Origin of the sequence: Pseudooceanicola nanhaiensis, assembly GCF_020171315.1 — a bacterium.
Classification (GTDB): Bacteria; Pseudomonadota; Alphaproteobacteria; order Rhodobacterales; family Rhodobacteraceae; genus Pseudooceanicola; species Pseudooceanicola nanhaiensis_A.
Genome location: NZ_JAIUZP010000005.1, coordinates 323,372 through 348,082 on the forward strand (window position 1 = coordinate 323,372; position 24,711 = coordinate 348,082).

At 68.8% G+C, this 24,711-nt stretch carries 24 protein-coding genes; 11 read left to right on the forward strand and 13 right to left on the reverse strand.

Going from position 1 to position 24,711, the window contains the following annotated elements; genetic code table 11:
- Window positions 1-8: 8 nt before the first annotated feature.
- Window positions 9-824 carry an alpha/beta hydrolase gene (locus LCM32_RS09180; RefSeq protein ID WP_224820751.1) on the reverse strand — a complete coding sequence of 272 codons (816 nt, stop codon included), beginning with the start codon at window positions 822-824 and terminating at the stop codon, window positions 9-11.
- 104 nt (window positions 825-928) lie between these two features.
- Here LCM32_RS09180 and LCM32_RS09185 point away from each other — a divergent pair, with 104 nt between their 5' ends.
- From LCM32_RS09185 to LCM32_RS09205, 5 genes are all read left to right on the forward strand, one after another.
- Complete coding sequence (locus LCM32_RS09185) at window positions 929-2,407, forward strand: NAD-dependent succinate-semialdehyde dehydrogenase (protein ID WP_224820752.1); 1,479 nt, start codon at window positions 929-931, stop codon at window positions 2,405-2,407.
- A gap of 426 nt (window positions 2,408-2,833) precedes the next feature.
- On the forward strand, window positions 2,834-4,438 hold the full coding sequence (locus LCM32_RS09190; protein WP_224820753.1) for a hypothetical protein: 1,605 nt from the start codon (window positions 2,834-2,836) through the stop codon (window positions 4,436-4,438).
- Between the two features lie 168 nt (window positions 4,439-4,606).
- On the forward strand, window positions 4,607-5,350 hold the full coding sequence (locus LCM32_RS09195) for a 2-dehydro-3-deoxygalactonokinase (protein ID WP_224820754.1): 744 nt from the start codon (window positions 4,607-4,609) through the stop codon (window positions 5,348-5,350).
- A 246-nt stretch (window positions 5,351-5,596) separates the two neighbouring features.
- The gene (deoC, locus tag LCM32_RS09200) at window positions 5,597-6,625 is read left to right on the forward strand and encodes a deoxyribose-phosphate aldolase (protein WP_224820755.1); all 1,029 of its coding nucleotides are present in this window, start codon (window positions 5,597-5,599) and stop codon (window positions 6,623-6,625) included.
- Between the two features lie 51 nt (window positions 6,626-6,676).
- On the forward strand, window positions 6,677-9,019 hold the full coding sequence (locus LCM32_RS09205; protein ID WP_224820756.1) for an aldehyde dehydrogenase family protein: 2,343 nt from the start codon (window positions 6,677-6,679) through the stop codon (window positions 9,017-9,019).
- A gap of 106 nt (window positions 9,020-9,125) precedes the next feature.
- On the opposite strand, the gene LCM32_RS09210 is transcribed toward LCM32_RS09205, so the two are convergent.
- On the reverse strand, window positions 9,126-9,440 hold the full coding sequence (locus LCM32_RS09210; RefSeq protein ID WP_224820757.1) for a YciI family protein: 315 nt from the start codon (window positions 9,438-9,440) through the stop codon (window positions 9,126-9,128).
- Window positions 9,441-9,551: 111 nt separating this feature from the next.
- Window positions 9,552-10,427 (reverse strand): phosphoserine phosphatase SerB, encoded by an 876-nt coding sequence (gene serB / locus LCM32_RS09215; RefSeq protein WP_224820758.1) that lies wholly within the window; start codon window positions 10,425-10,427, stop codon window positions 9,552-9,554.
- Window positions 10,428-10,531: 104 nt separating this feature from the next.
- Between serB and recO the strand changes: the two genes are divergently transcribed.
- Window positions 10,532-11,266, forward strand: coding sequence for a DNA repair protein RecO (gene recO / locus LCM32_RS09220; protein ID WP_224820934.1), 735 nt, complete (start codon window positions 10,532-10,534; stop codon window positions 11,264-11,266).
- A 26-nt stretch (window positions 11,267-11,292) separates the two neighbouring features.
- Here recO and LCM32_RS09225 read toward each other — a convergent pair whose 3' ends face one another.
- From LCM32_RS09225 to LCM32_RS09265, 9 genes are all read right to left on the reverse strand, one after another.
- Entirely contained in the window at window positions 11,293-11,826 is a 534-nt protein-coding gene (locus tag LCM32_RS09225; protein ID WP_224820759.1) for a TetR/AcrR family transcriptional regulator, read from the reverse strand.
- A gap of 235 nt (window positions 11,827-12,061) precedes the next feature.
- Complete coding sequence (locus LCM32_RS09230) at window positions 12,062-12,526, reverse strand: Hsp20 family protein (protein WP_224820760.1); 465 nt, start codon at window positions 12,524-12,526, stop codon at window positions 12,062-12,064.
- A 191-nt stretch (window positions 12,527-12,717) separates the two neighbouring features.
- Window positions 12,718-13,092 carry a hypothetical protein gene (locus LCM32_RS09235; protein ID WP_224820761.1) on the reverse strand — a complete coding sequence of 125 codons (375 nt, stop codon included), beginning with the start codon at window positions 13,090-13,092 and terminating at the stop codon, window positions 12,718-12,720.
- 43 nt (window positions 13,093-13,135) lie between these two features.
- On the reverse strand, window positions 13,136-13,543 hold the full coding sequence (locus LCM32_RS09240; RefSeq protein WP_224820762.1) for a hypothetical protein: 408 nt from the start codon (window positions 13,541-13,543) through the stop codon (window positions 13,136-13,138).
- Between the two features lie 67 nt (window positions 13,544-13,610).
- On the reverse strand, window positions 13,611-14,468 hold the full coding sequence (locus tag LCM32_RS09245; protein ID WP_224820763.1) for a trypsin-like serine peptidase: 858 nt from the start codon (window positions 14,466-14,468) through the stop codon (window positions 13,611-13,613).
- A gap of 203 nt (window positions 14,469-14,671) precedes the next feature.
- Complete coding sequence (glcF, locus tag LCM32_RS09250; protein WP_224820764.1) at window positions 14,672-15,979, reverse strand: glycolate oxidase subunit GlcF; 1,308 nt, start codon at window positions 15,977-15,979, stop codon at window positions 14,672-14,674.
- A complete protein-coding gene (locus tag LCM32_RS09255) occupies window positions 15,979-16,332 on the reverse strand; it encodes a hypothetical protein (protein ID WP_224820765.1) in 354 nt (117 codons plus the stop codon). Before LCM32_RS09255 ends, glcF begins: the two co-directional genes overlap by 1 nt.
- Window positions 16,332-17,501 (reverse strand): FAD-binding protein, encoded by a 1,170-nt coding sequence (locus LCM32_RS09260; protein ID WP_224820766.1) that lies wholly within the window; start codon window positions 17,499-17,501, stop codon window positions 16,332-16,334. Before LCM32_RS09260 ends, LCM32_RS09255 begins: the two co-directional genes overlap by 1 nt.
- Before the next feature lie 86 nt (window positions 17,502-17,587).
- The gene (locus LCM32_RS09265; protein ID WP_224820767.1) at window positions 17,588-19,039 is read right to left on the reverse strand and encodes an FAD-linked oxidase C-terminal domain-containing protein; all 1,452 of its coding nucleotides are present in this window, start codon (window positions 19,037-19,039) and stop codon (window positions 17,588-17,590) included.
- A gap of 217 nt (window positions 19,040-19,256) precedes the next feature.
- Between LCM32_RS09265 and LCM32_RS09270 the strand changes: the two genes are divergently transcribed.
- From LCM32_RS09270 to msrA, 3 genes are all read left to right on the forward strand, one after another.
- A complete protein-coding gene (locus LCM32_RS09270) occupies window positions 19,257-19,613 on the forward strand; it encodes a hypothetical protein (RefSeq protein ID WP_224820768.1) in 357 nt (118 codons plus the stop codon).
- 264 nt (window positions 19,614-19,877) lie between these two features.
- Complete coding sequence (gene msrB / locus LCM32_RS09275) at window positions 19,878-20,327, forward strand: peptide-methionine (R)-S-oxide reductase MsrB (RefSeq protein WP_224820769.1); 450 nt, start codon at window positions 19,878-19,880, stop codon at window positions 20,325-20,327.
- Entirely contained in the window at window positions 20,324-20,833 is a 510-nt protein-coding gene (msrA, locus tag LCM32_RS09280; RefSeq protein ID WP_224820770.1) for a peptide-methionine (S)-S-oxide reductase MsrA, read from the forward strand. Before msrB ends, msrA begins: the two co-directional genes overlap by 4 nt.
- Before the next feature lie 343 nt (window positions 20,834-21,176).
- On the opposite strand, the gene LCM32_RS09285 is transcribed toward msrA, so the two are convergent.
- The gene (locus tag LCM32_RS09285) at window positions 21,177-22,685 is read right to left on the reverse strand and encodes a malonate--CoA ligase (protein ID WP_224820771.1); all 1,509 of its coding nucleotides are present in this window, start codon (window positions 22,683-22,685) and stop codon (window positions 21,177-21,179) included.
- A 184-nt stretch (window positions 22,686-22,869) separates the two neighbouring features.
- Between LCM32_RS09285 and LCM32_RS09290 the strand changes: the two genes are divergently transcribed.
- Both LCM32_RS09290 and LCM32_RS09295 read left to right on the forward strand, forming a co-directional pair.
- Entirely contained in the window at window positions 22,870-23,793 is a 924-nt protein-coding gene (locus LCM32_RS09290; protein ID WP_224820772.1) for a DMT family transporter, read from the forward strand.
- Between the two features lie 110 nt (window positions 23,794-23,903).
- The gene (locus tag LCM32_RS09295; RefSeq protein ID WP_224820773.1) at window positions 23,904-24,689 is read left to right on the forward strand and encodes a sulfotransferase family 2 domain-containing protein; all 786 of its coding nucleotides are present in this window, start codon (window positions 23,904-23,906) and stop codon (window positions 24,687-24,689) included.
- Window positions 24,690-24,711 lie beyond the last annotated feature (22 nt).

Genomic DNA, 24,711 nt, shown 5'->3' on the forward strand with positions numbered 1-24,711 from the left:
GCCAGATCTCAGGCCAGTGTCGAGACCAGCAACTGGCTGTCCGCGATCTCCAGCGGCTCGATCACGTCGAGATGGTGCCGCCCCTCGGCCACGATGCAGTCGACCTCCCAGGCCTGCGCAAGGTTCCGGGCATCGCGCTTGAAGACCGGGCGTTCCTTGGCGCCGACCCAGATCGTCACCGGCACGTCGAGGCGCTGCTTCATCAGCAGCGGGCTCTCTGCGGCGGCTTCGGCCATGTCGAGGCGAAAGATCTCGTTCATCGTGGTCTGCAGCAGCGGCCGCAGATCCGCCAGGGGCGAGATCGGCACCACCCGGCGCAGCCGCGCCGCCACCTCTGCCGGCAGCATCCCCGGTTGCAGCATCCGCGCCGCCAGGTGCCCGCCCGCCGAATGGCCGACGATCACCAGCGGCCCGGGCACCATCGCGGCCATGACCGGCAGGGCGCGGGCGACCTGCCGCACCGTGGCCGAGACCCGTTGCTGCGGGCAGAGCGTGTAGCTGGGCATCGCCACGGCCCATCCCGCCGCCTGCGCCCCAGCCGCCAGATGCGAGAACAGCTTGCGGTCAAAGCGCATCCAGTAGCCGCCGTGGATGAAGACCATCAGGCCTTTCGGCGGTGTGCCGGCGGGCAGATGGGGCTGGAAGAGGTCGAATCGTTCCCTCTCCCCCGTGCCGTAGGCGAGGTCGGATTGCAGCCGCCCCGCGTTGCACTCGGTCTTGCGCCACTGCGCGGCGGCCTCGGCCCATTGGCCGGAATATTGTGGCCCGCCGGGGATATGGCCTAGGTTGTCGTAGTCGTCGTCCAGTACTCCGATAACATCCATGCCTGGGCTCCTCCCTGCTCTGGCACAATAAGATGATAGCCGCTGGCCCTATGCGTTGGGAATACTAAGTGCTTCCTCAACGGAAAGTTGAGAAGGAGCCCCCCATGCTGGATACCGCAACCGATCTGAAATCCCTGCTCAAGGACCCGAGCCTGCTGGTCGAAGCGGCCTATCTGGCCGGGGAGTGGGTGCAGGGCGACGATGGCACCTTCGAGGTGACGAACCCCGCCCGCGGCGATGTCATCGCCAATGTCGCGGACCTGTCGCGCGCCCAGATCGCCAAGGCGATCGAGGCCGCCTATGTCGCGCAGAAGGAGTGGGCCAAGCTGACCGGCAAGGAACGCTCGATCATCCTGCGCAAGTGGTTCGACCTGATGATGGAGAACCAGGAAGACCTCGGCACGATCCTGACCGCAGAACAGGGCAAGCCACTGGCCGAGGCCAAGGGCGAGATCGCCTATGGCGCCTCCTTCATCGAGTTCTTTGCCGAAGAGGCCAAGCGCATCTACGGCGAGACGATCCCGGGCCACCAGCGGGACAAGCGCATCACCGTGATCAAGCAGCCCATCGGGGTGGCCGCCTCGATCACGCCGTGGAACTTCCCCAACGCCATGATCACCCGCAAGGCGGGCCCGGCGCTGGCGGCGGGCTGTGCCTTCGTGGGCCGTCCGGCCTCGGAAACCCCGCTCTCGGCGCTGGTGCTGGGCGTGCTGGCGGAACGCGCGGGCATCCCCAAGGGCGTCTTCTCGATCCTGCCCTCCTCCTCCGCCTCCGAAGCGGGCAAGGAGTTCTGCGAGAACCCCATGGTGCGCAAGCTGACCTTCACCGGCTCGACCGAAGTGGGCCGCATCCTGCTGCGCCAGTCGGCGGATCAGGTGATGAAATGCTCGATGGAGCTGGGCGGCAACGCGCCCTTCATCGTCTTCGACGACGCCGATCTGGATGCGGCGGTCGAGGGCGCGATCCTGTGCAAGTTCCGCAACAACGGCCAGACCTGCGTCTGCGCCAACCGGATCTACGTGCAGGCCGGTGTCTATGACGCCTTCGCCGAGAAGCTGAAGGCCGCCGTGGCCAAGATGAAGGTCGGCGACGGCTTCGAAGAGGGCACCGAACTGGGCCCGCTCATCACCACCGACGCGATCGAGAAGGTGCAGGAGCATATCGCCGACGCCAAGTCGAAGGGCGCAGAGGTGATCCTCGGCGGGGGCGACGTGCTGCAAGGCAAGGGCAACTTCATGGCGCCGACCATCGTGACCGGTGCCACCCGCGACATGCTCTTCTCCACCGACGAGACCTTCGGCCCGCTGGCCCCGCTCTTCAAGTTTGAGACCGAGGACGACGTGATCGAACTGGCCAACGACACGATCTTCGGCCTCGCCTCCTACTTCTACGCCAAGGACCTGAGCCGCGTATACAAGGTCGCCGAGGCGCTGGAATACGGCATCGTCGGCGTGAACACCGGCATCATCTCGACCGAGGTCGCCCCCTTCGGCGGCGTGAAGCAATCCGGTCTGGGCCGCGAAGGCTCGCACCACGGGATCGAGGATTACCTCGAGATGAAGTACATCTGCATGGCGGTCTGACCTGACCCCATCGGCAAGGACCTGCGCGCGGGGCGGCCTTCTGGGCCGCCCCGTTTGCGTCTGGGGGCGGGACGGCGCGTGGCGTGATGAGGGGAAAACACGTCACGGTGAGGGGTTCCCGGGGCAAAATCCCGAATTGGCGCTGCATCGCAGAAAATCGCGGAACCGATGTGGTTAAAGGGGGCTTTCCTTTCTGTGTGAGTAGGCGCGGTTTCGCCGATCCAGTGAAACAACCATCAAGGACCTATGGCCCTAACCGATACGCAAGGCATTGCCAGCCGCCCCGCCCCGGCTTCCTCCGGAAGCACGAAACCCCACCCCCGACACAGCGCCATTCCGGCGGCCGCACGACACGTCCGCGGCTGGCGGTATTTCGCTGGGCTTTTCGGAGGCGAGCACATCGCCGCCACCGAATTCGTCATCGGGATGACCTTCGTGACCATGGGCGTGGGCACCCGCGAGGTTCTGCTGGGGCTCCTGCTCGGCAACCTGCTGGCGGTGGCCAGCTGGACCCTCGTCACTGCGCCGATCGCGGTCGAGACGCGGCGCTCGCTCTTCTCCTACCTCGAACAGATCGCCGGGCCCTACTTCTCGAAAATCTACAATGTCGCGATCCTGCTCTTCTACGGCTCGCTGGCGGCGGCGATGATCACCGTGTCGGCCTATGCGCTGCGGTTCGCGCTCGGCGTGCCGGTGCAGCTGGAGTGGTATCCGACCTCCGGCATGTTCATCCTTGTCACGCTGCTGATCGCCGCCGTCGTGGTGGTCGTGGCCGCCAACGGCTTCGAGGCGATGGCGAATTTCGCGACCATCTGCGCGCCCTGGATGCTGGCCTGCTTCATCTGCGGGGCCGCCGTGGCGCTGCCGGTGCTGGCGCTGAACGCGACCGGCGAGACCGGCTTTGGCGGCTTCACCAGCTTCATCGAGATGGCGAAGGACCAGATCTGGACCGGCACCACGCCCGCCGGCGCGCCCGGCATCTCCCTGTGGGAGGTCGCGGCCTTCGCCTGGGCCAATGGTGCGATGGTGCACCTCGGGCTGATCGACATGGCGATCTTCCGCTTTGCCCGCAAGAAGAGCTACGGGCTCTTCTCCGGCATCGGCATGTTCCTTGGCCACTACGTCGGCTGGATCGCCGCGGGTCTGATGGGCGCCGGTGCTGCCGTCCTCGTCGGGCTGCCGCTGACCGGGCTCGACAGCGGTGACGTCGCCTATGCCACGCTCGGCTTCATCGGCATCCTCGTGGTGATCTGCGCCGGCTGGACCACCGCCAACGCCTGTCTCTACCGGGCCGGGCTTGCGGCCTCGAACCTGATGCCCTCGGTGCCGCGGTCGCGGGTCACGCTCTACGTCGGCGTCGTCATCGCAGTGGCCGCCTGCTTCCCCTTCGTGGCGCGGTCCATCATGCCGCTGACCGTCTATGGCGCGATGCTGCTGGCCCCCGTCGGCGCGATCGTCATCGCCGAGCATTACCTGCTGCCCAAGCTGGGGCTGACCCGCTACTGGGCGCGGTATCACGGGCTCAAGCTGAACCCCGCGGCGCTGCTGGCCTGGGGCGTGGCGCTGGCCTTTGCCCTGACCATGCTGCTGACCGGCGCGATGAGCTTCTACTTCATCTTCATTCCGGAATACCTGATCGCCCTTGCGCTCTACCCGCTGCTGGCGGCCCGGATGGGCGCCCGCAAGTCGTGGCCCAAGCGCGAGGAGCAGCAGGCCGCCCGGGAAGAGGCGCTCACCGCCTACGAGGAACGCCGCGAGGCGCGCGAGGCAGAGGCCGCGGAAAGCGAGGACGACGAGGAAGACCCCTCCGGCTTCCACACCGCCCGGCTGGCGAAATGGCTGCTCTTCGGGGCGGGGGTGATGCTGCTCTCGATGATCTTCTTCGCACTCCGCATCATGGTGCTCTCGCCCGAGCCGGAACTGCTGGAGAGCTTCCGCCAGACGTTCCAGATCACCGCGATCGTCTGCACCCTGTGCTATTTCATCACCGCGGTCCTCGCGATGCAGGTGACCGACGCCAACGAGGGCTGACCCTCCGGCACAGACCCGCTACGGGTCATGTCCGGGACATTCACGGGGCTGACGCCTCCCTCCCCGGGCGCCGCGCTGTCGCGGCGCCCGGGTCACGTTCGGGGGAGGGGCCCCCGCGGGCACCCGCGCCCCATTGACCGGCAGAGGCCGCTTGCCTATGCCCTCCCCATGAACGACTGGATCGGCATTCTCCCCCACGATGACACGGACCGCAGGGGTTGGCACTTCCACGGGGCCGACCTGCGCGGCCCGCTGGAGGGCCCGGCCCTCGATGCGGCGCTCAAGGGCCTGCCCAGCGAGGCGATCCTGATGGCCGATGCCGCCGGGGCCCCGCCCGAGGCCGTGCCGGCCAACCTGCTGCCCGACCAACTGCTGCACAGCCCCGGGGGCCTCGTCCTGCCGCCGCTGGCGCAGACCAGCCCCGCGGCCCGCATAAGGGCAGAGCGGCTGCTCCTGATCGGCTTCATGGCGCTGAACCCCAACTGGGACGGCGTCGTCTGCGTGCCCGGCGAGGTCACCACCTGGGCCAGCCTCTCGGCGGGCGAGGTGATCTTCCTCCAGCAGAGCCTCACCGGCCGCCTCGCCGCCGCCCTCGGCGCGGTGGAGATGCCGGATACCTCCGCGCTCGACACCACGCTCTCGCGGCCCGAGCGCCTCGCCACCGACCTGCGCGCGGCGGAACTCTCGGGCCAGCCCGGCGCGGCCATGGGCCACCTGCTGGGGGCCGAACTGGCTGCGGCCCGGGGCCTCTGGCTGGGCCAGCAACTGGCCGTCATCGGCACGGGCACGCTGGCGCGGGCCTATGCCGCTGCCCTCAAGGCGCAGGGCGCCCCGGTGACCGAAGCCGCGCCCGAGGCCATGGCCCAGCAAGGCTTCCTCGCCCTCGCCCAGAAATTCGGCCTTCCGGGCTAAGCCCGCATCCACTGTTCCGAAATATCCTCGGGGGGTGGCCCCGCAGGGGCCGGGGGGCAGACAGCCCCTCTTCACCGTCGCGGTCCGCGCTCCCGCCGGTTGAATTCCCGCAGACCCCGATCCTGCCCCCGATCCTGCCGATGCCGCCAAGTGATCCCGCCCCGCGCTTGCCAAGCCTGCCCCGCCATGCGACCGTCGCGCCCGAGTTGAGGCCCGCCTTGGGGCCCGAGCCGAGGGGAGGCGCCGATGCCGCAGGACCACGCCCAGACCGCCACACAGGCCGGTCAAGACACGGCCAGGGAGGCGGGACATCACCAGCTGCCCCAGACGGTGGAGCCGCGCAATCCCGGCATGCCGCTCGACATGGCCTGGGTCGAGGCGGCCACCGCCAATGCCCCGGCCATCACCCGGCGCTGTGCCACCCTGCCGGGGCGGCGCACGGTGAAGAAGGACCACCAGGCGGCCTGGCTGGCGCGCGCGATCTCCTGCATCGACCTGACCACGCTGGCGGGCGACGACACGCCCGGCCGGGTCCGGCGGCTCTGCGCCAAGGCGCGCCAGCCGGTGCGGGCCGATCTGGCCGCGGCGCTCGATTTGCCCGACCTCACGGTGGGCGCGGTCTGCGTCTACCACGACATGGTGCGCACCGCGGTGAAGGCGCTGCAGGGCACGGGCATTCCCGTGGCCGCCGTCTCCACCGGCTTCCCGGCGGGGCTGTCGCCCTTCCACCTGCGGGTGGCCGAGATCGGCGAGAGTGTCAGTGCAGGCGCCGCCGAGATCGACATCGTGATCTCGCGCCGCCATGTGCTGACCGGCGACTGGCAGGCGCTCTACGACGAGATGCGCGCCTTCCGGCAGGCCTGCGGCGATGCCCACGTCAAGGCGATCCTCGCCACCGGCGAGCTGGGCACGTTGCAGAATGTCGCCAAGGCCAGCCTCGTGTGCATGATGGCGGGGGCGGATTTCATCAAGACCTCCACCGGCAAGGAAAGCGTGAACGCCACGCTGCCGGTGAGCCTGGTCATGATCCGCGCGATCCGCGAGTATCACGAGCGCACCGGCATCCGCATCGGCTACAAGCCCGCGGGCGGCATCTCCAAGGCCAAGGACGCGCTGGTCTACCTGAGCCTGATCAAGGAAGAGCTGGGCGACCGCTGGCTGCGGCCCGACCTCTTCCGCTTCGGCGCCTCCTCCCTGCTGGGGGACATCGAGCGCCAGCTGGAACACCATGTGACCGGCGCCTATTCGGCCTCGTGGCGCCATGCGGCGGGCTGAGGGCTTGAGTATTTTCGGAAAGATGAAGCGGGCGTCGTGCGGGGGCGGGCAATGAGCGTGAAAGAGATCTTCGAGACCATGACCTATGGCGAGGCGCTGGAGAGCGCGGGCGAGGCCCTGGCCTGGCTGGTGGACCAGGGCGACCGGTTCGGCTGCTTCATCGACGGCACCTTTGCGGAGCCGGGCGAAACCTTCGAGAGCCGCAATCCCGCCACCGGCGAGGTGCTGGCCCATGTGACGCAGGCGAGCGCGGCGGACGTGGATGCCGCCGTGGCCGCCGCGCGCGCGGCCCAGCCGGGCTGGGAGGCGCTTGGCGGCTATGGCCGGGCGCGCCATCTCTATGCCCTGGCCCGGATGGTGCAGAAACATGCCCGCCTGCTGGCGGTGCTGGAAACGCTCGACAGCGGCAAGCCGATCCGCGAGGCGCGCGACATCGACCTCGCCCTCGTGCACCGGCATTTCTACTACCACGCGGGCATGGCCCAGCTGATGGAGGCCGAACTGCCGGGCCGCCGCGCGATGGGTGTCTGCGGGCAGGTGATCCCGTGGAACTTCCCGCTGCTGATGCTGGCATGGAAGGTGGCCCCGGCCCTGGCCATGGGCAACACGGTGGTGTTGAAGCCTGCGGAATACACCTCGCTCACCGCGCTCTGCTTTGCCGATATCTGCCGTCAGGCGGGCCTGCCGGAGGGCGTCGTGAACATCGTCACCGGCGACGGTACCGTGGGCGAGCTGGTGGTGACCCACCCGGGCGTGGACAAGGTGGCCTTCACCGGCTCCACCGAGGTGGGCCGCCGCATCCGCACCGCCACGGCGGGCCAGGGCAAGGGGCTGACGCTGGAGCTGGGGGGCAAGTCGCCCTACATCGTCTTCGAGGATGCAGACCTCGACAGCGCGGTCGAGGGGCTGGTGGATGCGATCTGGTTCAACGGCGGGCAGGTATGCTGTGCGGGCTCGCGCCTGCTGGTGCAGGAGGGCGTGGCCGAACGCTTCCATGCCAAGCTGCGCGCCCGGATGGACAAGCTGCGCGTGGGCAATCCGCTCGACAAATGCATCGACATGGGCGCGATCGTCGACCCGGCGCAGCTGGAGCGGATCAGCCGCATGGTGGCCGAGAGCACCGCGGGCGAGGTCTATGCCGCGCCCTGCGCCCTGCCCGAGGGCGGCTGCTACTATCCGCCGACGCTGATCACCGGGCTCTCCTCCTCCGATCCGCTGATGCAGGAGGAGATTTTCGGCCCTGTGCTCGTCTCCGGCACCTTCCGGACGCCGGCCGAGGCGGTGAGCCTTGCCAACAACACGCGCTACGGTCTCGCGGCCTCGATCTGGTCCGAGAACATCAACGTGGCGCTGGAGGTCGCGCCCAAGCTGGTGGCGGGCGTGGTCTGGGTGAACGGCTCGAACATGTTCGACGCGGCGGCAGGCTTCGGCGGCGTCCGCGAGAGCGGCTTTGGCCGGGAAGGCGGTTGGGAAGGCCTGATGGCTTATACGAAGCCCGTGGCCGAAGGCGCGCCGCTGGCGAAACTGGCCCCGATGGTGGGGCAGGGCGGACCCGGGGGCGGGCTGAACCGCACCGCCAAGCTCTATGTCGGCGGCAAACAGGCCCGGCCCGACGGCGGCTATTCCCGCGCGGTCTATGGTGCCGAGGGCAAGCTGCTGGGCCATGTGGGCGCGGCCAACCGCAAGGATGTGCGCAACGCCGTGGAGGCCGCGCAGGGCGCTGCCGCCTGGAGCCGGACCACCGGCCACCTGCGGGCGCAGATTATCTATTACATCGCCGAGAACCTCGAGGCGCGGGCGGAGGAATTCGCCGCGCGGATCGATGCGCTGGCCGGCTCCGGCGGGGCCGAGGAAGTGGCGGCCTGCGTGAAGCGGCTTTTCACCTGGGGGGCCTGGGCGGACAAATATGCGGGCAACCTCGCGGCGGTGCCGATGAAGGGGCTGGCCATGGCGCTGCGCGAGCCCGTCGGCGTGATCGGCGCGATCTGCCCGGACGAGGCGCCCTTGCTGGGGCTGATCTCTGTCATGGGGCCGGCGCTGGCCATGGGCAACCGCTGCGTGCTGGTGGCCTCGGAGATCTTCCCGCTGGCGGCGACGGACTTCTACCAGGTGCTGGAAACCTCGGATGTGCCCGGGGGCGTGGTGAACATCCTCACCGGGGAACATGCGGAACTGGCCCCGGTGCTGGCCAAGCACATGGATGTGGAGGCGGTCTGGTGCTTCTCCTCGACCGACCTGTCGCAGGTGGTGGAAGCGGGGGCTGCGGGCAACCTGAAGCGCACCTGGGTGAACAACGCACGCGCCCGCGACTGGCTGGGGGCCGAGGGCGAAGGCCGTGCCTTCCTCGACGCGGCGACCGAGGTGAAGACCGTGTGGGTGCCTTACGGGCTGTGATCCGTCGCGGCGGGGCAGGGGGGCTGTCTGCCCCCCACGGGGCCTGCGGCCCCTCCCCCCGAGGATATTTTCGAAACGAAAATGGGCGGGGCGCCGCGCGGGGCGGTCACATCGGGATGATCTGCGCCACTTCGACGCCGCCGCTGCCGGTGACCATCGGGTTGCCGGTGGCCATCTCGCAGGCGGTGGCAAGGTCCGGGGCCTCGACGATCGAATAGCCGAAACTGGGGTTCGGCACCTCCGGGCTGACACCGGTTTCGGAGACGAAGCTGGATTTGCCCACCGGGTTGCCGGGGTCGATCAGCGCCGCACCCAGGCCCGCCATCCAGACCCCCCAGGCGGCCATGGCGGCCTGCTGCTCTTCGGGGGTCGTGGGGATCTGGCTGGTGTCACCGCGGTAGATGTAGAGGAAGTGGGGCATGTCGGATCTCCTGTCTCCATGGAGCGGATCATCCGATGAGTCGCCGGTTTCGCGCAGTGTTTTCTGGGTGTGGGAGGCACCGGGCGGATTGCCGCCCGGCGGCCCGAAGCCTCAGGCGGCGAAGTCCTCGCGGGCATAGCCCTGCAGGTAGAGGAGCGCGGTCAGGTCGCCGAAGTTCACCCGCAGCTCGCATTCCGCCGCGACCGAGGGCTTGGCATGCAGCGCCACGCCCGCACCCGCGCGGGTCAGCATCCCGAGATCGTTGGCACCATCGCCCACGGCCATGACCTCGGCCTCGGAGAGGCCGAGACGGGCGGTGATCTGTTCCAGCGCCTCGACCTTGGCGGCGCGGCCGAGGATCGGGCGGCCGACCTCGCCGGTGAGCGTGCCCTCGGAGACGATGAGCGTGTTGGCGCGGTTCTCGTCGAAGCCGACGAGGGCGGCCACCTGCGCCGTGAAGGCGGTGAAGCCACCGGAGACCAGCGCCGCGTAGCCGCCCTGGGCCTTCATCGTGGCGACCAGCGCCGTGCCGCCGGGCATCAGTTCGATCCGCTCGGCCAGCACCTTGGCGATGACGCTCTCGGGCAGGCCCTTGAGCAGGCCGACGCGTTCGATCAGCGCGCCTTCGAAGTCCAGCTCGCCGTTCATGGCGCGGGCGGTGATTTCCTTCACCCGGTCGCCGACCCCGGCCTCGTCGGCCAGTTCGTCGATGCATTCCTGCCGGATCATCGTGCTGTCCATGTCGGCCAGCAGCATCTTCTTCCGGCGGCCCTCGGCGGGCTGCAGGTTGAGGTCGATCCGCATCTGCTGGAAGTCGTCCCAGGCCTGACGGAAGGTATCCGGCACGGCGGGCAGCGGGAATTCGGCGGCCTCGCCGGTGGCGAGCCAACGAATATCACCGCCGCCCCAGGCATTGCGCAGGGCGCTGACGGCGGCGCCGTCGAGGGCGGGGGCCGCGGGATCGCTGGTGAGGGTCACGACGTACATGGAAATCCTCCGGTCTGTTGCGGGGGATAAAGCACGGGGCGCGCGCCATGGGAAGGGGTTGGCCCTTGCAAATCGCGGGCCGAGGCGCTCCTCATGGCGCCATGATGGAATGGCGCGACGAAGGTATCCTGCTCTCGGTCCGGCGGTACGGGGAATCCGCGGCGATCGCCGAGGTCTTTACCCCCGGGCACGGCCGCCACGTGGGCGTCGTGCGGGGCGGGGGCTCGCGCCGGATCGCGCCGGTGCTGCAGCCGGGCGCGCAGCTCGACATCACGTGGAAGGCGCGGCTGGAGGAGCATATGGGCGCCTTCACCGTGGAGCCCGTGCGCTCCCGCGCGGCGGTGATCATGGGCGACCGGATGGCCCTGGCCGGGCTCAACGCGGTGACGGCGCTGCTGTCCTTCTGCCTGCCGGAACGCGAGGTCCACGGGCCCCTTTACCTGCGCACGGAGCGCCTGCTGGACCTGCTGGAGCACGGCGAGGTCTGGCCGCTGGCCTACCTGCAATGGGAACTGGCGCTGCTGGAGGAGATGGGCTTTGGCCTCGACTTGACGCGCTGCGCGGTGACGGGTGCGACGGAGGGGCTGATCTATGTCTCGCCGCGCACCGGGCGGGCGGTGTCGCAGGCCGGTGCGGGGGAGTGGGCGGACCGGCTGCTGCCGCTACCCGACTGCCTTGCGGGGCGGGGCGATGCGCCGGATGCGGAAATCGCGCAGGCGCTGCGGGTGACGGGGCATTTCCTGAGCGAGCATCTGGCGCCGGAACTGGGGCGCAAGCCTCTGCCCGAAGCGCGGGCGCGCTATGTCGATCTCTTCGTGCGCAGGCTGTCGGCGGGATAGCGGCGCTGCGCCGTCGTTGATGCGGCTTACCTGAGGGCCAGCACGAGGTCGACGAGCGTCCCCATGGCGGAATTGGTCTTCTTCGTGTCCGCGACGGGCAGCTGGGTGCTGCCGATCTGCGCGGCGTAGAGAATGCGCGCGATCTCGGGATTGGTCACGCCGATCTGGCGCAGCAGCTTCTCGAGGTGGGCCAGACGACGGGCGTCGATCTCGGCCAGGGTCGCGGCGGCGGTGGGTTCGGTCCGGGCCCAGGCCCGCATCGCGGCCTCGGCCGGCAGGCTGTCGGAGAAGCCCTCCTGCATCAGCTTGTGCAGCTGGCCGACGGCTTCGGTCTTGTCCTCCGGCTCGGAGAGGGCGGCCCCGGCGGTGTCGCCCCAGAAGTCGAGCAGCGCCTTGCGATAGGCGGGGACATCGGGGAAGTGCCAGTAGAAGGAGCCCTTCGTCGTGTCGAGACCACGGGCGAGGGCCTCGGCCTTCAACGCCTCGGGCCCCGCTGCTGCGAGGGCATCAAGACCGGCTTTCAGCCAGTCGTCGGGGGAAAGGCGTTGCTTGCGACTCATGGCTTTACCTTACGTACGGCGCCGGATGAATTCATGGGTTAATCTGGACCCTACGCCGGAATTGGCCGTTTTTCGCCCCTTCGTTACACCCCGTGAGCGGATTTCGCGACGTTGATGCTGCCTTGCAGCGATCCGCTGGCGTCGGGCGGGGTTCAACCGGTGCGTGCGTGCCGAAAAAAAGGGCGCGGCCGAAGCCGCGCCCACTGAGATACGAGGGGTCTTGGGGTCTGAAGCCTTATGCCTCGGCGTTCTCAAGCGCCTTGGCCTCGACCGTATCGCCGGAGGCGATCTGGATGCGGCGCGGTTTCAGCGCCTCGGGGACTTCGCGCAGGAGGTCGATATGCAGCATGCCGTTGGCGTGGGTGGCGCCCGTCACGCGCATGTGGTCGGCCAGATGGAAGCGCCGTTCGAAGGCGCGGGTGGCGATACCCCGGTGCAGGTAGGTGCGCTGGCTGTCGTCCTCGGCCTTCTTGGCGGCGATCACCAGCATCTTTTCCTTGACCTCAACCGAGAGGTCTTCGTCCGAGAAACCGGCCACGGCGAGCGTGATGCGGTAGCCGTTGTCGGCGGTTTTCTCGATGTTGTAGGGCGGGTAGCTCGGCTGAGCGACATCATTGGTCAGGACCCGGTCCATCATGTCGGCGATCTGGTCGAAGCCGACGGTGGCGCGATAGAGCGGGGCAAAGTCGAAGTTACGCATGGGGTTATCCTCTAGATAAGCGATACCTTGGATGCCTTCCCGACGGGACAGGCAGGGATGCGGGACCCTGTAGCGGCGTCCCGTATCCGGAATCTGGGAAGGCGGCGGCGGGGTTTCAAGACCCCCGGCAGGCTGTTGCCTGCTCCGCGCGGATCACCCTGTCGCGAGCGCCGCCATCCCGTCGCTTCAGATCACTGGAGCCAGATGCCCACGCCGAGGATCGCGGCCGAGCCCGCGAGGAAGCAGGCCCAGTTGATCAGGGTCTGGCGGTTGCTCTGGCTCGGCGTGCTGGATTTCAGCTCACACCAGCGGCAATGGGTCTCGCCCTGCGGGATGGGCGTGCCGCAGCCGCTGCAGGCCACGGTGGGCAGGTCGGCGGCGTCGGGTTTGACCGCGCGCCGCCGGGTCGGCGGGGCGGGCAGTTCCTTGGGCATCTGGATCGGTTCGCGCGGGGCGCGGGGGCCCGCGGCGCGGCGGGCGCGGGAGCGGCGGATGCCGGTGCCGATGAGCGCAAGGGCACCCATCGCAGGCAGCAACGCCTGGAAGGGAAGGGCGGAAAGGGCCATGAAAGCCTCCGTTCAGGGGGCGAGCCTATGGGCTCGCATCAGGTCATGCGTCGTGCGGGGGCATGAGACTGAACGGGGGCGCCCGGGGTTCCGGGCGCAGGCCATGGGCAGAGCGGGGATCGAGGGCCTCGGCAGGCGCCATGCATTGCGGCAGCGCCTCGTCGTCGCCCAGCGGAAGCACGCAGGCCTCCACCGGCAGGGCGGGGCTGTTGCCGCTGTCGCTGTCCGGCTGATCCTCGGTCGCCCTTGTGTTGGCCTTGACCGGCTGCACCAGGGCCATGTCGGTCTGGTACAGGGTCCAGGAGGGGGCGGTCTCGGCCGCTTCGCTCCGGTCGCCCTGACCGGCGAAAAGCGCCAGTGCAAGGGTCGTCAGGACCTGCAGCAGCCAATGCGCCATCCGCTCCGCCCGGGGGGCGGACCGCGTGGGGCCATGGGGAATGCTGCGGGTCATATCGTGTCCGGGGAGCGGAGGGTTAGCGGACAATGTAGTCCTCTCCTGCCCCTCCGTCCAGCGGAGGCTAGTTTCCCGCCCGGATGAATTTTGCACCGGTGTCGTTGCGCTGACCCCCGACCACGACGCGGTTTTGCCGCGGGGCGGGGCCGAGGAAGACGCCCTTCCCCGCGCTCAACTCGGCCTTGAGGGCCGCCAGCGGCTGGTCGAGCTGCATGCCAAGCGCCACCGGGCGCCCGTCGACCTCGGCCTTGGCCGAGATCACCGAGACGATGCGCGGCTGGCCGTTGTCGAAGCTGAAGACCGGCGCGCCGGAGGAGCCGAAATCCACATCGCAGGAGAGGATCAGGATGCCCTCCTGCCGCGACATGACGGAGCAGATTTCCTGAAGCGCCGGGGCCTCGGCCCGGTCATGGGCGTAGGAGACGACACCGATCCGCGTGCCCGCCATGGCTGTCGGTTCGGTCTGGAACGGGACCACCGTGGTGTTCCGGATCGGCATCTCGAGCTCCAGCAGCGCCACGTCGTCCTGCACCCGCTTGGTCGAGACGGAGGCGCCATAGCGATACTCGGGGTGGACCACGGCGCGGCGCACGTTGCGATAGGCCTCGGCCCGGCCATTGCGCCAGCCCGCGCGGAATTCGATCTTGGTGGGGTCGATCCGGGTGCCGGTGTGACGGTCATAGAGGCAATGCGCCGCCGTCAGCACGAGGTCCTCGGCCACCAGCGCGCCGGTGCAGAAGCCCTTCCCGTCGATGTCGAGCCGCCCGACGGCCTCCCAGCCGCGCGATTCGTCGCCCGTGTCGAGTCGCTGAAGCCGGCTGTCCTGCTGGGCCGCCAGCGGCGTGGCGCAGAGCACCGCCACAAGCAGCAGAAGCAGGGCGGGCGGCAGCAGGAGGCTGGGGCGAAAGGCAAGTCTTGGCATCGGGGCGGACCTGTAAGGATCGTTTATCCTCAAGGACCTATTCCCGCTCTGGGGCGAAATTAGGGAAATTCGGTGAACGATGGCGGCGGGCGTGCGTCAGCCCGGTTCGTCCCCGACCTCGACCGCCAGAGGGCCGACCGCTTCCGCGCCCGGGAAGCCGTCGAAGCGGTGGCCGCCGGCTTCGCCTCTCCCGGGCGGTCGCGTCAGATGTGGCCGGGCTTGGCCGCGGCGTCCAGCGCCCGGGGCGCAGGCCCGCCGGTCGCCCAGTCGAGCAATTCGACCGTATGCACCACCGGCACCCCGGTGCCCGATCCGATCTGCATCATGCAGCCGATATTGCCCGCCGCGATGACATCCGGCTTCACCGCCTCGAGGTTGCCCACCTTGCGCGCCTTCAGCTGGCCCGAGATCTCGGGCTGCATCAGGTTGTAGGTCCCTGCCGAGCCGCAGCACAGGTGCGGCTCCGCCGGTTCTGCCACGGCAAAGCCCGCCCGTTTCAGCAGGTCCTTGGGCGCGGTCTTCACCTTCTGCCCGTGCTGCAGCGAACAGGCGGAGTGATAGGCCACCTTCAGGCCCTTCTCGGTACCTTCCGGGATCTCCAGCCGGGTCAGCAGCTCGCTCACGTCACAGGCCAGCGCCGAGATCCGCTTGGCTTCCTCGGCCAGCGGATCGTTGCGGAACATGTGGCCGTAATCCTTCACGGTCGTGCCGCAGCCCGAGGTGTTGACTACGATGGCGTCCAGCCCCTCGCCCGCGATCTCCTGCCCCCAGGCGCGGATGTTGGCGGCAGCGGAGCCGTGGCTTTCGGCTTCGCGCCCCATGTGATGGGTCAGCGCGCCGCAGCAGCCCGCGCCCTTGGCCACCACCACCTCGCACCCCAGCCGCCGCAGCAGCCGGATCGTGGCGTCGTTGATGTCGGTGTTCAGCGCCTTCTGGGCACAGCCGGTCATCAGCGCCACCCGCATCCGGCGCGGGCCGGTGGCCGGGAAGACCTGCGGCGCGTCGTTGGGGGACACCGGCGGCACGCGCTTGGGCGCCATGGCGATCATCGCCCGCAGCCGCGGATCGGGCAGGAATCGCGCGAAGGGACGCCCCATCTTGGCCCCCAGCAGCGCCAGACGGAACCGCCCGGGATAGGGCAGGATCCGCGCCAGCAACCAGCGCAGCGCCCGGTCCGACCACGGCCTGCGATAGCGTTCCTCCACATAGGCGCGGGCATGGTCGATCAGGTGCATGTAATGCACGCCCGAGGGGCAGGTCGTCATGCAGGCCAGGCAGGAGAGGCAGCGATCGAGGTGCTTCACTGTACGTTCGTCCGGGACGCGCTCGTTCTCCAGCATGTCCTTGATCAGGTAGATCCGGCCCCGCGGGCTGTCGAGTTCATCGCCCAGCACCTGGTAGGTCGGGCAGGTGGCGGTGCAGAAGCCGCAATGCACGCAGGCCCGCAGGATCTGGTTTGCCCGCGCCGTGCCCGGGTCGGTCAGCTGTTCGGGAGAGAAGTTCGTCTGCATCAGGCCATCGCCTCCGCCAGGAAGAGCCCCGCCACGGGCACGAGGGTGGACGCCGCGCCAAGGGCGGGGGCCCAGACCGGCAGGTCCGGGGCACGGCGGCGCAGGATCTGCACCACGAGGGCCGCCAGACCGACCCAGCCGAGGTAGAGCAGCGCCAGCGCCGCCAGCGCCCGGCCCGGCTGGGTGCCGGCGTCCATCGGCACGATGCGCAGCACGAAGAGCCCGGCCAGCAGCGCCAGCAGAACGCCGCCCGCCAGCAGGCGCAGCGCGCCGCCGCGCGGGGCGGGCAGAACGAGCATGCCATAGAGGATCAGCCCCACCAGCACGGCAAGGGCGGGCACGAGCAGGGACATCAGGCAGGCACTCCCACCGGCATTGCGGCCATCAGCCCCGGGTTCAGGATGCCCCGCGGATCGAAGGTGGCCCGCAGCCGCTCGGCCAGCCGGGCCACGCCCGGCGCCTGCGGCTTGAACATCGGCACCTCTGCGCGATGCGCCTCGGAGGCGCGCATCAGCGTGGCGTGGCCGCCAAGTGCGGCCACCTCGGCCCGCAGCCGGGCCGCCGCCGCCGCGCTCTCCTCCAGCACCAGCCAGAGCCGCCCGCCGGACCAGTCGCAGATCGCGGGCCCGCGCCCGCCCGCCGTCTCCAGCGCCGCCAGCAGGCGCGGCCCGTCGGTGGGCTTCACCGAAACCTGCCAGACCGCCCCGGCGAGGTCAGCGAGCGGCGTCACATCGCGCACCGCACGCCAGAGGGCCGCGCTCTCTTCGCCCTCGACGCTTTCGAACCCGGAACAGACGCCCGCCAGCAGGGCATGGCGGCGATGCGCCACCGATCCCGGCAGCCCCTCGATCCGCACCAGCGTCAGGCTCTCCGCCCCGGCCAGCCCGGCCTCCAGATGCGCCGTCCCCGTCACGTCATAGGGCGTGCCCATGGCGGCACAGAGCCGCGCCACACCCGCTGCCACGTCCAATCCGCGCAGCATCAACGTGCACTCCACCGGCGGCGTCGCCAGCACCTTCAGGCTCACCTCGCTCAGCACGCCGAGGGTGCCCCAGCTGCCCGCCATCATCTTCACGAGGTCATAGCCGGTGACATTCTTCATCACCCGCCCGCCGTTCGACACGAGGGTCCCCGCCCCGTCCACGAAGCGCACGCCCAGCAGGAAGTCCCGCGCAGCCCCCGCCTGCACTCGCCGCGGGCCCGAGATATTGGCCGCGATGACCCCGCCCAGCGTGGCCGTGCCGGAGGTCCCCATAAGCGCCTGCGCCTCCATCGGCTCGAAAGCCAGCCGCTGGCCCTTCTCAGCCAAGAGCGCCTCGATCTCCGCCAAGGGCGTCCCGGCCCCTGCCACCAGCGTTTGCGCGCCGGGCTCATAGAGCCGCACACCCGACAGCCCGCCGGTCTCCAGCACATCGCCCGCCATCGGACGCCACGCCAGCCGCGTGCTACCGCCGCGTACCTCCACCGGGCCGCCCGCGTCCCGCAGGGCCTCCACCAGCTGGCTCTCGCTCTCAGGTCTCATCCACTGTTCCCAAATATCCCGGGGTGAATTGGCCGCAGGCCAAGAGGGGCAGCGCCCCTCTACCCGCCCCGCAGGGCACGCACGCCTCACCCGACATCGCGCAAATCCCCCTCCCGGCGCGGTGCCGAGACCGCCAGCGGGAAGACCTTGGCCGGGTTCAGCAGCCACTTCGGATCGAAGACATCCTTCACCGCCATCTGCGCTTCCAGGTCGGCAGGCGCATATTGCACCTCCATCAGGTCGCGCTTCTCGATGCCCACGCCATGCTCGCCGGTCAGGCAGCCGCCGACCTCGACGCAGAGCTTCAGGATCTCCGCCCCGAAGGCCTCGCATTTCTCCAGCTCGCCGGGGGTATTGGCGTTGTAGAGGATCAGCGGATGCATGTTGCCGTCGCCCGCGTGGAACACATTGCCCACGTCCAGCCCGCAGGCGCGGCTCATCTCGCCGATGCGGCGCAGGACGAGGGGCAGGGCGTTCACCGGGATGGTCCCGTCGAGGCACATGTAATCATTGATCTGCCCCATGGCACCGAAGGCGCTCTTGCGGCCCAGCCAGATACGGGCGCTCTCTTCGGGCGAGGTGCTCTCGCGCAGCTCCACCGGGTCGTGACGCCGGGCGATCTCGAGGATCACCGCCAGCTGTTCCTCGATCTCGGCGTCGGAGCCTTCGACCTCGATGATCAGCAGCGCCTCGCAGTCCGGGTAGCCCGCGCCCGAGAAATCGTCGCAGGCCCGGATGCAGGGGCCGTCCATGAACTCGATCGCCACCGGCACCACGCCGGCCTCGATGATGTCCGAAACGCAGGCCCCCGCGATCTCGGAGGAGGCATAGCCCACCAGCACCGGACGCGCGCCCTCGGGCTTGGGCAGGATGCGCAGCGTGGCCTCGGTCACGACGCCAAGCTGCCCCTCGCTGCCGCAGACAAGGCCCATGAGGTCCAGCCCGCCCGCGTCCAGATGCGCGCCGCCCAGCTCGATGATCTCGCCATCCATGAGGACCATCTTCACGCCCAGCAGGTTGTTCGTGGTCACCCCGTACTTCAGGCAATGGGCCCCGCCGGAGTTCATGGCGATATTGCCCGCGATGGCGCAGGCCAGCTGCGAGGACGGGTCAGGGGCGTAGAAGAAGCCCTCTGCCTCCACTGCGCCGGAGACCGAGAGGTTGGTGCGCCCGGCCTCGACCCGGATCAGCCGGTTGGCGTAATCGGTTTCCAGCACCGCCGTCATCCGCATCAGGCCGAGGACGACGGAATCCGCCGTGGGCAGCGCGCCCCCCGCCAGCGAGGTGCCCGCGCCGCGCGGCACCACCGGCACGCCGAGGGCGTGGCAGATTTTCAGCGCAGCAGCGACCTCCTCGGTCGAGCGCGGCAGGACCACGGCCAGCGGCGGGCAGCGGTAGGCGCTGAGCGCGTCGCATTCGTAGGCCAGCAGCTCCGCCGGGGCTTCGATGATGGCGTCCTCCGGCAGGACCGCGCGCAGCTCCGTCAGGAGCCGGGGCTTGAGCGCGAGGACGCGCGGATCGGGCTGCGGCATCTGCATAATTTCTCTCCCCTCCCGGGGCCTGTGACGGCCCCTGACCGGCCCGGGCGGGCCGCCGGGTCTCCATCCCGGGTTGAGCCGGAAATACAGGCAGGCGCCGCACCGATCAAGCGTTCTGGCCGTGGCAGGCGGCCACACGCAAGTGTGACCCCTGTTTCAGCCCGGCCCGCCTATGGTACGGGCGATGCAGAAGATTTGTCCCGTTCCCTCGCCCCGCATGCTGACCCGTGCCGCGGTGTTCTGCCTGCTTCCGGCCCTGCCCGCGCTTGCCTCTCCGCCCGAGATACTGGGCGCAAGCGCCAAGCGTGCCGCCGGGGGCTGGAACATCTCGGTCACCCTGCGCCACGACGATACCGGCTGGGACCATTACGCCGACCTGTGGGAGGTGCGCGACGAGGCGGGCAATCTGCTGGGCGAGCGCCGCCTGCACCATCCCCATGTGGACGAACAGCCGTTCACGCGCTCGCTGCGGCAGATCGTGGTGCCGGACGGGACCCGCAAGGTCTATATCCGTGCGCGCTGCAATGACGGGACCTGGACGGAAGGCCGCTACAAGCTGAAGCTGACGCGCTGAGGGGGCCATGGGGGCCGGGCAGATCGGGCCGGGCAAATCGGGACTGAGGCGGGGCTGCGATGGCTGTGGCGGCTTTCGCTCTGGACAGGACGGCCTGGGGGATCACATCCTCCACAGCAGGATGTAACAGGGCTTTTCCCGGCAGGCCCCACGCCCCACATGGGAGTTGAGCCACGTGGGACGCCGCCCTTACGGGTGCCGGCCCACATGAGAGCCGCACGAGAGCTACAGGTGACCCGCAAGGGACCCGACAAGGAGAACCGCATGGCAAGCTATCACAAGGACCCGGCGGCCATCGCCGCGCTGAGCCCCGAGGAATACTGGGTGACGCAGGAATCGGGCACCGAACGGCCCGGCACCGGCAAGTACCTCGGCAACAAGGCGCCGGGGATCTACGTCGACATCGTCTCGGGCGAGCCGCTCTTCGCTTCGTCCGACAAGTATGAAAGCGGCTGCGGCTGGCCGAGCTTCACCAAGCCCATCGCGCCCGCCAATGTCAGCGAATTGCGCGATACCAGCCACGGCATGATCCGGGTCGAGGTCCGCTCGACCCATGGCGACAGCCACCTCGGCCATGTCTTCCCGGACGGGCCGGTGGACCGGGGCGGTCTGCGCTACTGCATCAACTCGGCCTCGCTTCGCTTCGTCCACCGCGACGACATGGCTGAGGAAGGTTACGGCGAGTATCTCGACCAGGTGGAGGATGTGACATGACGATCGAACGCGCAGTCCTTGCAGGCGGCTGTTTCTGGGGCATGCAGGACCTGATCCGCAAGCTGCCGGGGGTGGAGAGCACCCGCGTCGGCTATACCGGCGGGGACGTGGCCCATGCGACCTATCGCAACCACGGCACCCATGCCGAGGGGATCGAGGTGATCTTCGACCCCGCGACGATCAGCTACCGGCAGCTGCTGGAGGTCTTCTTCCAGATCCACGATCCCACGACGCTGAACCGGCAGGGCAACGACATCGGCCTCTCCTACCGGTCGGCGATCTACTACGTCGACGCGGCCCAGAAGGCCTGCGCCGAGGAGACCATCGCGGATGTGGAGGCCTCGGGCCTCTGGCCCGGGCGGGTGGTGACCGAGGTCGAACCCGTGGGCGACTTCTGGGAGGCTGAGCCGGAGCACCAGGATTACCTGGAGCGCTTCCCGAACGGCTATACCTGCCACTTCCCGCGGCCCGGATGGGTGCTGCCGAAACGCGCGGCGGCGGAATGAACGCAAGGCCGGTCCCGAAGGGGCCGGCCTTTTTCCTGGCCTTTTTGCTGGCGCTGCGGGCGCGGCTGGACGGGTAAAATTCTTCGAAGAATTTTACCAAGAATTTTCGCAAAATTCTTGGCCGCGGGGGAGAGGGGCTGTGCGCCCTTCGGACCGACGGGTGACCGCGAGGGGCGATCCGTTTTCTTCAAAGAAAACGGTCCGGAATTTTCGAAAATTCCGGGTCCCGGCGCGCTGTGGGCACGTCGGGTCTGGCGTGGCACGGGCCTCGGGCGGTGCGGGGGCTGTCTGCCCCCAGTCGCTGGCGCGACGTCCCCCGAGGATATTTTTCAGCGAAAGATGATCAGGCGAAGAGCTTGGCGAAATCGTCGCGCAGGGCCTTCTTCTGGACCTTGCCCATGGTGTTGCGGGGCAGGGCGTCGATGAAGGCGATGTGCTTGGGTTGCTTGAACTTCGCGAGACGTTCGTTGAGCGCGGCGGCGATCGTCGGGGCATCGGTGCCGGCGCCTTCGGGGACGACCACGGCCACCACTGCCTCGCCGAAGTCGGGGTGGGGCACGCCGATGACCGCGCTTTCCTTCACGCCGGGCAGGTCGTCGATGACCTCTTCGACCTCCTTCGGGTAGACGTTGAAGCCGCCCGAAATCACGAGATCCTTGGCGCGTCCGACGATGGTGACATAGCCCTCGGCATCGACGAACCCGAGATCGCCGGTGATGAACCAGCCATCGGCGCCCAGTTCCTCGGCGGTCTTCTCGGGCATCTGCCAGTAGCCCTGGAAGACGTTCGGGCCACGGACCTCGATCACGCCGATCTCGCCTTGCGGGATGTCGCGGCCCTCGTCGCGGATGCGCAGTTCGACGCCGGGCAGCGGGAAGCCCACGGTGCCGGTGCGGCGCTCGCCCTCGTAGGGGTTCGAGGTGGACATGTTGGTTTCGGTCATGCCGTAGCGTTCGAGGATCGTGTGGCCGGTGCGCTCTTCCCAGGCCTTGTGGGTGTCCACCAGCATCGGCGCGGAGCCGGAGATGAAGAGCCGCATGTTCGCCGCGCGGGTGCGGTCGAGGCGGGGATCGTCGAGCAGCCTTGTGTAGAAGGTGGGCACGCCCATGAGGCTGGTGGCCTCGGGCATCGCCTCGAGGATCGCATCGGCGTCGAAGCCTGCGAGGAAGACCACGGCCGCGCCGGAGAGCAGCGCCACGTTGGTGGCCACGAAGAGCCCGTGGGTGTGGAAGATCGGCAGGGCGTGGATCAGCACGTCGTCGCGGGTGAAGCGCCAGTAGTCGCGCAGGGTCTCGCTGTTGGAGGCGAGGTTGGCATGGCTCAGCATGGCGCCCTTGGAGCGGCCCGTGGTGCCGGAGGTGTAGAGGATCGCGGCGAGGTCGGAGGCGTCGCGCGGGACGGCGTGGAAATCGCCCGAGGGTTGGGTCGCCTGTGCCTGGGCCAGCGTTCCGGTGCCATCGGCGCCGAGGGTGAAGAGACGGGCCGCGCCGGCAAGTGCTGCGATCTCGGCCTCGCGGGCGGGATCGCAGACCACCACGGCGGGGGTGGCGTCGCCGAGGAAGTAGGCAACCTCGGGGCCGGTATAGGCGGTGTTCAGGGGCAGGAAGATGCCGCCGGCCAGCACGGTGCCGATGTAGAGCTCCAGCGCGGTGAGGGACTTGGCCACCTGTACCGCCACCCGGTCACCGGGCTGGAGGCCCGCGTCGATCAGGGCGCGGGCCATGCGTTCGGCCCCGTCGAAGAGGGCGCCATAGCTCACGTCGTCCTGCCCGGGGCGTCGGGCAAAGAGCTTCTCGGGCGTCAGGGCTGCGTGGCGGGACAGCCGGCTGGCCAGGTAGTTCTCATCGTACATGCGGTTTTCCTCCCTCCGGGGCAGGCTGCGGCGGGGGCCAGCCTGCGCGGGTGCCGTTCCAGTGCGGGGACGCGGCGTAACGCCGGGCCCGGATTTCTGTCATCCGGCACGGCGTCCCGGATTGCAAGACCCGGTGAGGATTGCCTATGGAGGGACGATCCCCGCCCCACGGAAGGCCAGACCCATGCAACCGCTTCGCGGCATCCTCCTCAAGATCGGCGCCGTTCTGTGCTTCATCGGTATGAGCACGATGATCAAGCTGACCTCGGAGCGCATTCCCGCGGGCGAGGCGGTCTTCTTCCGGTCCTTCTGCGCGCTGCCGGTGATCCTGGCCTGGCTGGCGATGAAGGGCCAGCTGCGCACGGGGCTGAAGGTGAAATCCCCGGCGGCGCATTTCTGGCGCGGGCTGGTGGGGACGACGGCCATGGGCTGCGGCTTTGCCGCGCTGGCCTTCCTGCCGCTGCCGGAGCAGACCGCGCTTGGCTATGCGACGCCGCTGCTGGTGGTGATCTTTGCCGCGATGTTCCTGAACGAGAAGGTCGGTCTCTTCCGGATCTCGACCGTGCTGGTGGGGCTGGTGGGCGTGATGGTGGTCATGGTTCCCCAGCTGACGCTCTCGCCCGAGGAGGCGATGAACAGCGCGGCGCCGCTCGGGGTGGCGCTGGTGCTCTTCGGGGCGGTCTGCGCGGCGCTGGCGCAGATCCACATCCGCAACATGGTGCGGGTCGAGCATACCTCGGCCATCGTGTTCTGGTTCTCCTCCACCGCGACGCTGCTGTCGCTGGCGACGATCCCCTTCGGCTGGGTCCTGCCGATCGGCTGGGAATGGGTCTTCCTGATCACCACGGGCCTGATCGGCGGGGTGGGGCAGATCATGCTGACCTCCGCCTACCGTTTTGCGGATGCCTCGGTGGTGGCGCCCTTCGACTATGCCTCGATGCTCTTCGCGATCATCATCGGCTATACGGTCTTTGGCGATGTGCCGACGTACCAGACCCTTCTGGGGGCGGCGATCATCATCTGCGCTGGCGTCGTCATCATCCTGCGGGAGCGTCATCTGGGGCTCAAACGGGGCGGCGCGCGGCAGGCCAAGACGCCGCACGGATGAGGCGCCGCTAGGGGTTTTAAAATTTTGTGGAATAAGTGCGTCGGAAACTTCGGTCTCGTGCGTTGAAACGTCACGGCCCCCATGCCGCGAGACCCTAGAACGGACCGCTGATGTTTAACGATTTGCCACCTATCCCCCGGGAACGCCCCATCGACCGGCGCAAGGCGCGCCTCCTCTCCCCGCTCAGCCGCCGCTACCGTGCCAAGGCCGGACTGGCGGACATGCCCCTGCAAAAGCAGATCGTCTACAGCCACTGCATCCTGAGCCACGACGGCAAGCTCTTCTTCCCCAAGAACGCCAAGGCGGCCTCTTCGACCACGCGGCGCCATATCGTGCGACTGGCCACCGGGCAGTTCGAGCGTGACGCCCCGGAGGTGAAACAGGGCCAGCGGCACTGGCGCGCCTACGAGGCCGCCGTGCGCGATCCGCAGTGCGTCAAGTTCTGCATCACGCGGCATCCGGTGGACCGGCTCGTCTCGACCTTCTGCAACTTCTTCGTGGACGAGGGCCATCCTTCGACGCGGGCCCACATGGGGCCGATCGAGGCGCGTGGCTATCTGCGCGGCGGCGACATGGCACGGAACTTCGATGTCTTCCTCGCCTATATCGGCGAAGCCCACGCCGAGGGGCTGATCTATTGCGATCCCCACTGGCGGCCGCAGTACATCAACATCGCCCATGACGAGGTCACCTATGAGCTGTCGGGCGATATCTCGGACTATGCGAAGATCCTGCGCGAGGCCTTTGCCCGGGCAGGACACGGGGATCCCTTCGCGGGCGAAGACGGCAGCCGCCGCTTCAACGTGTCGTCGGGCGGCGATTTCGAGGTCAGCGCGGAGCAAAGGCGCAAGATCGAACTGCTCTTCGAACGGGACTACACGCTCTACGGCTATTGAGCCTTTGCCGGATGCGGGTGCT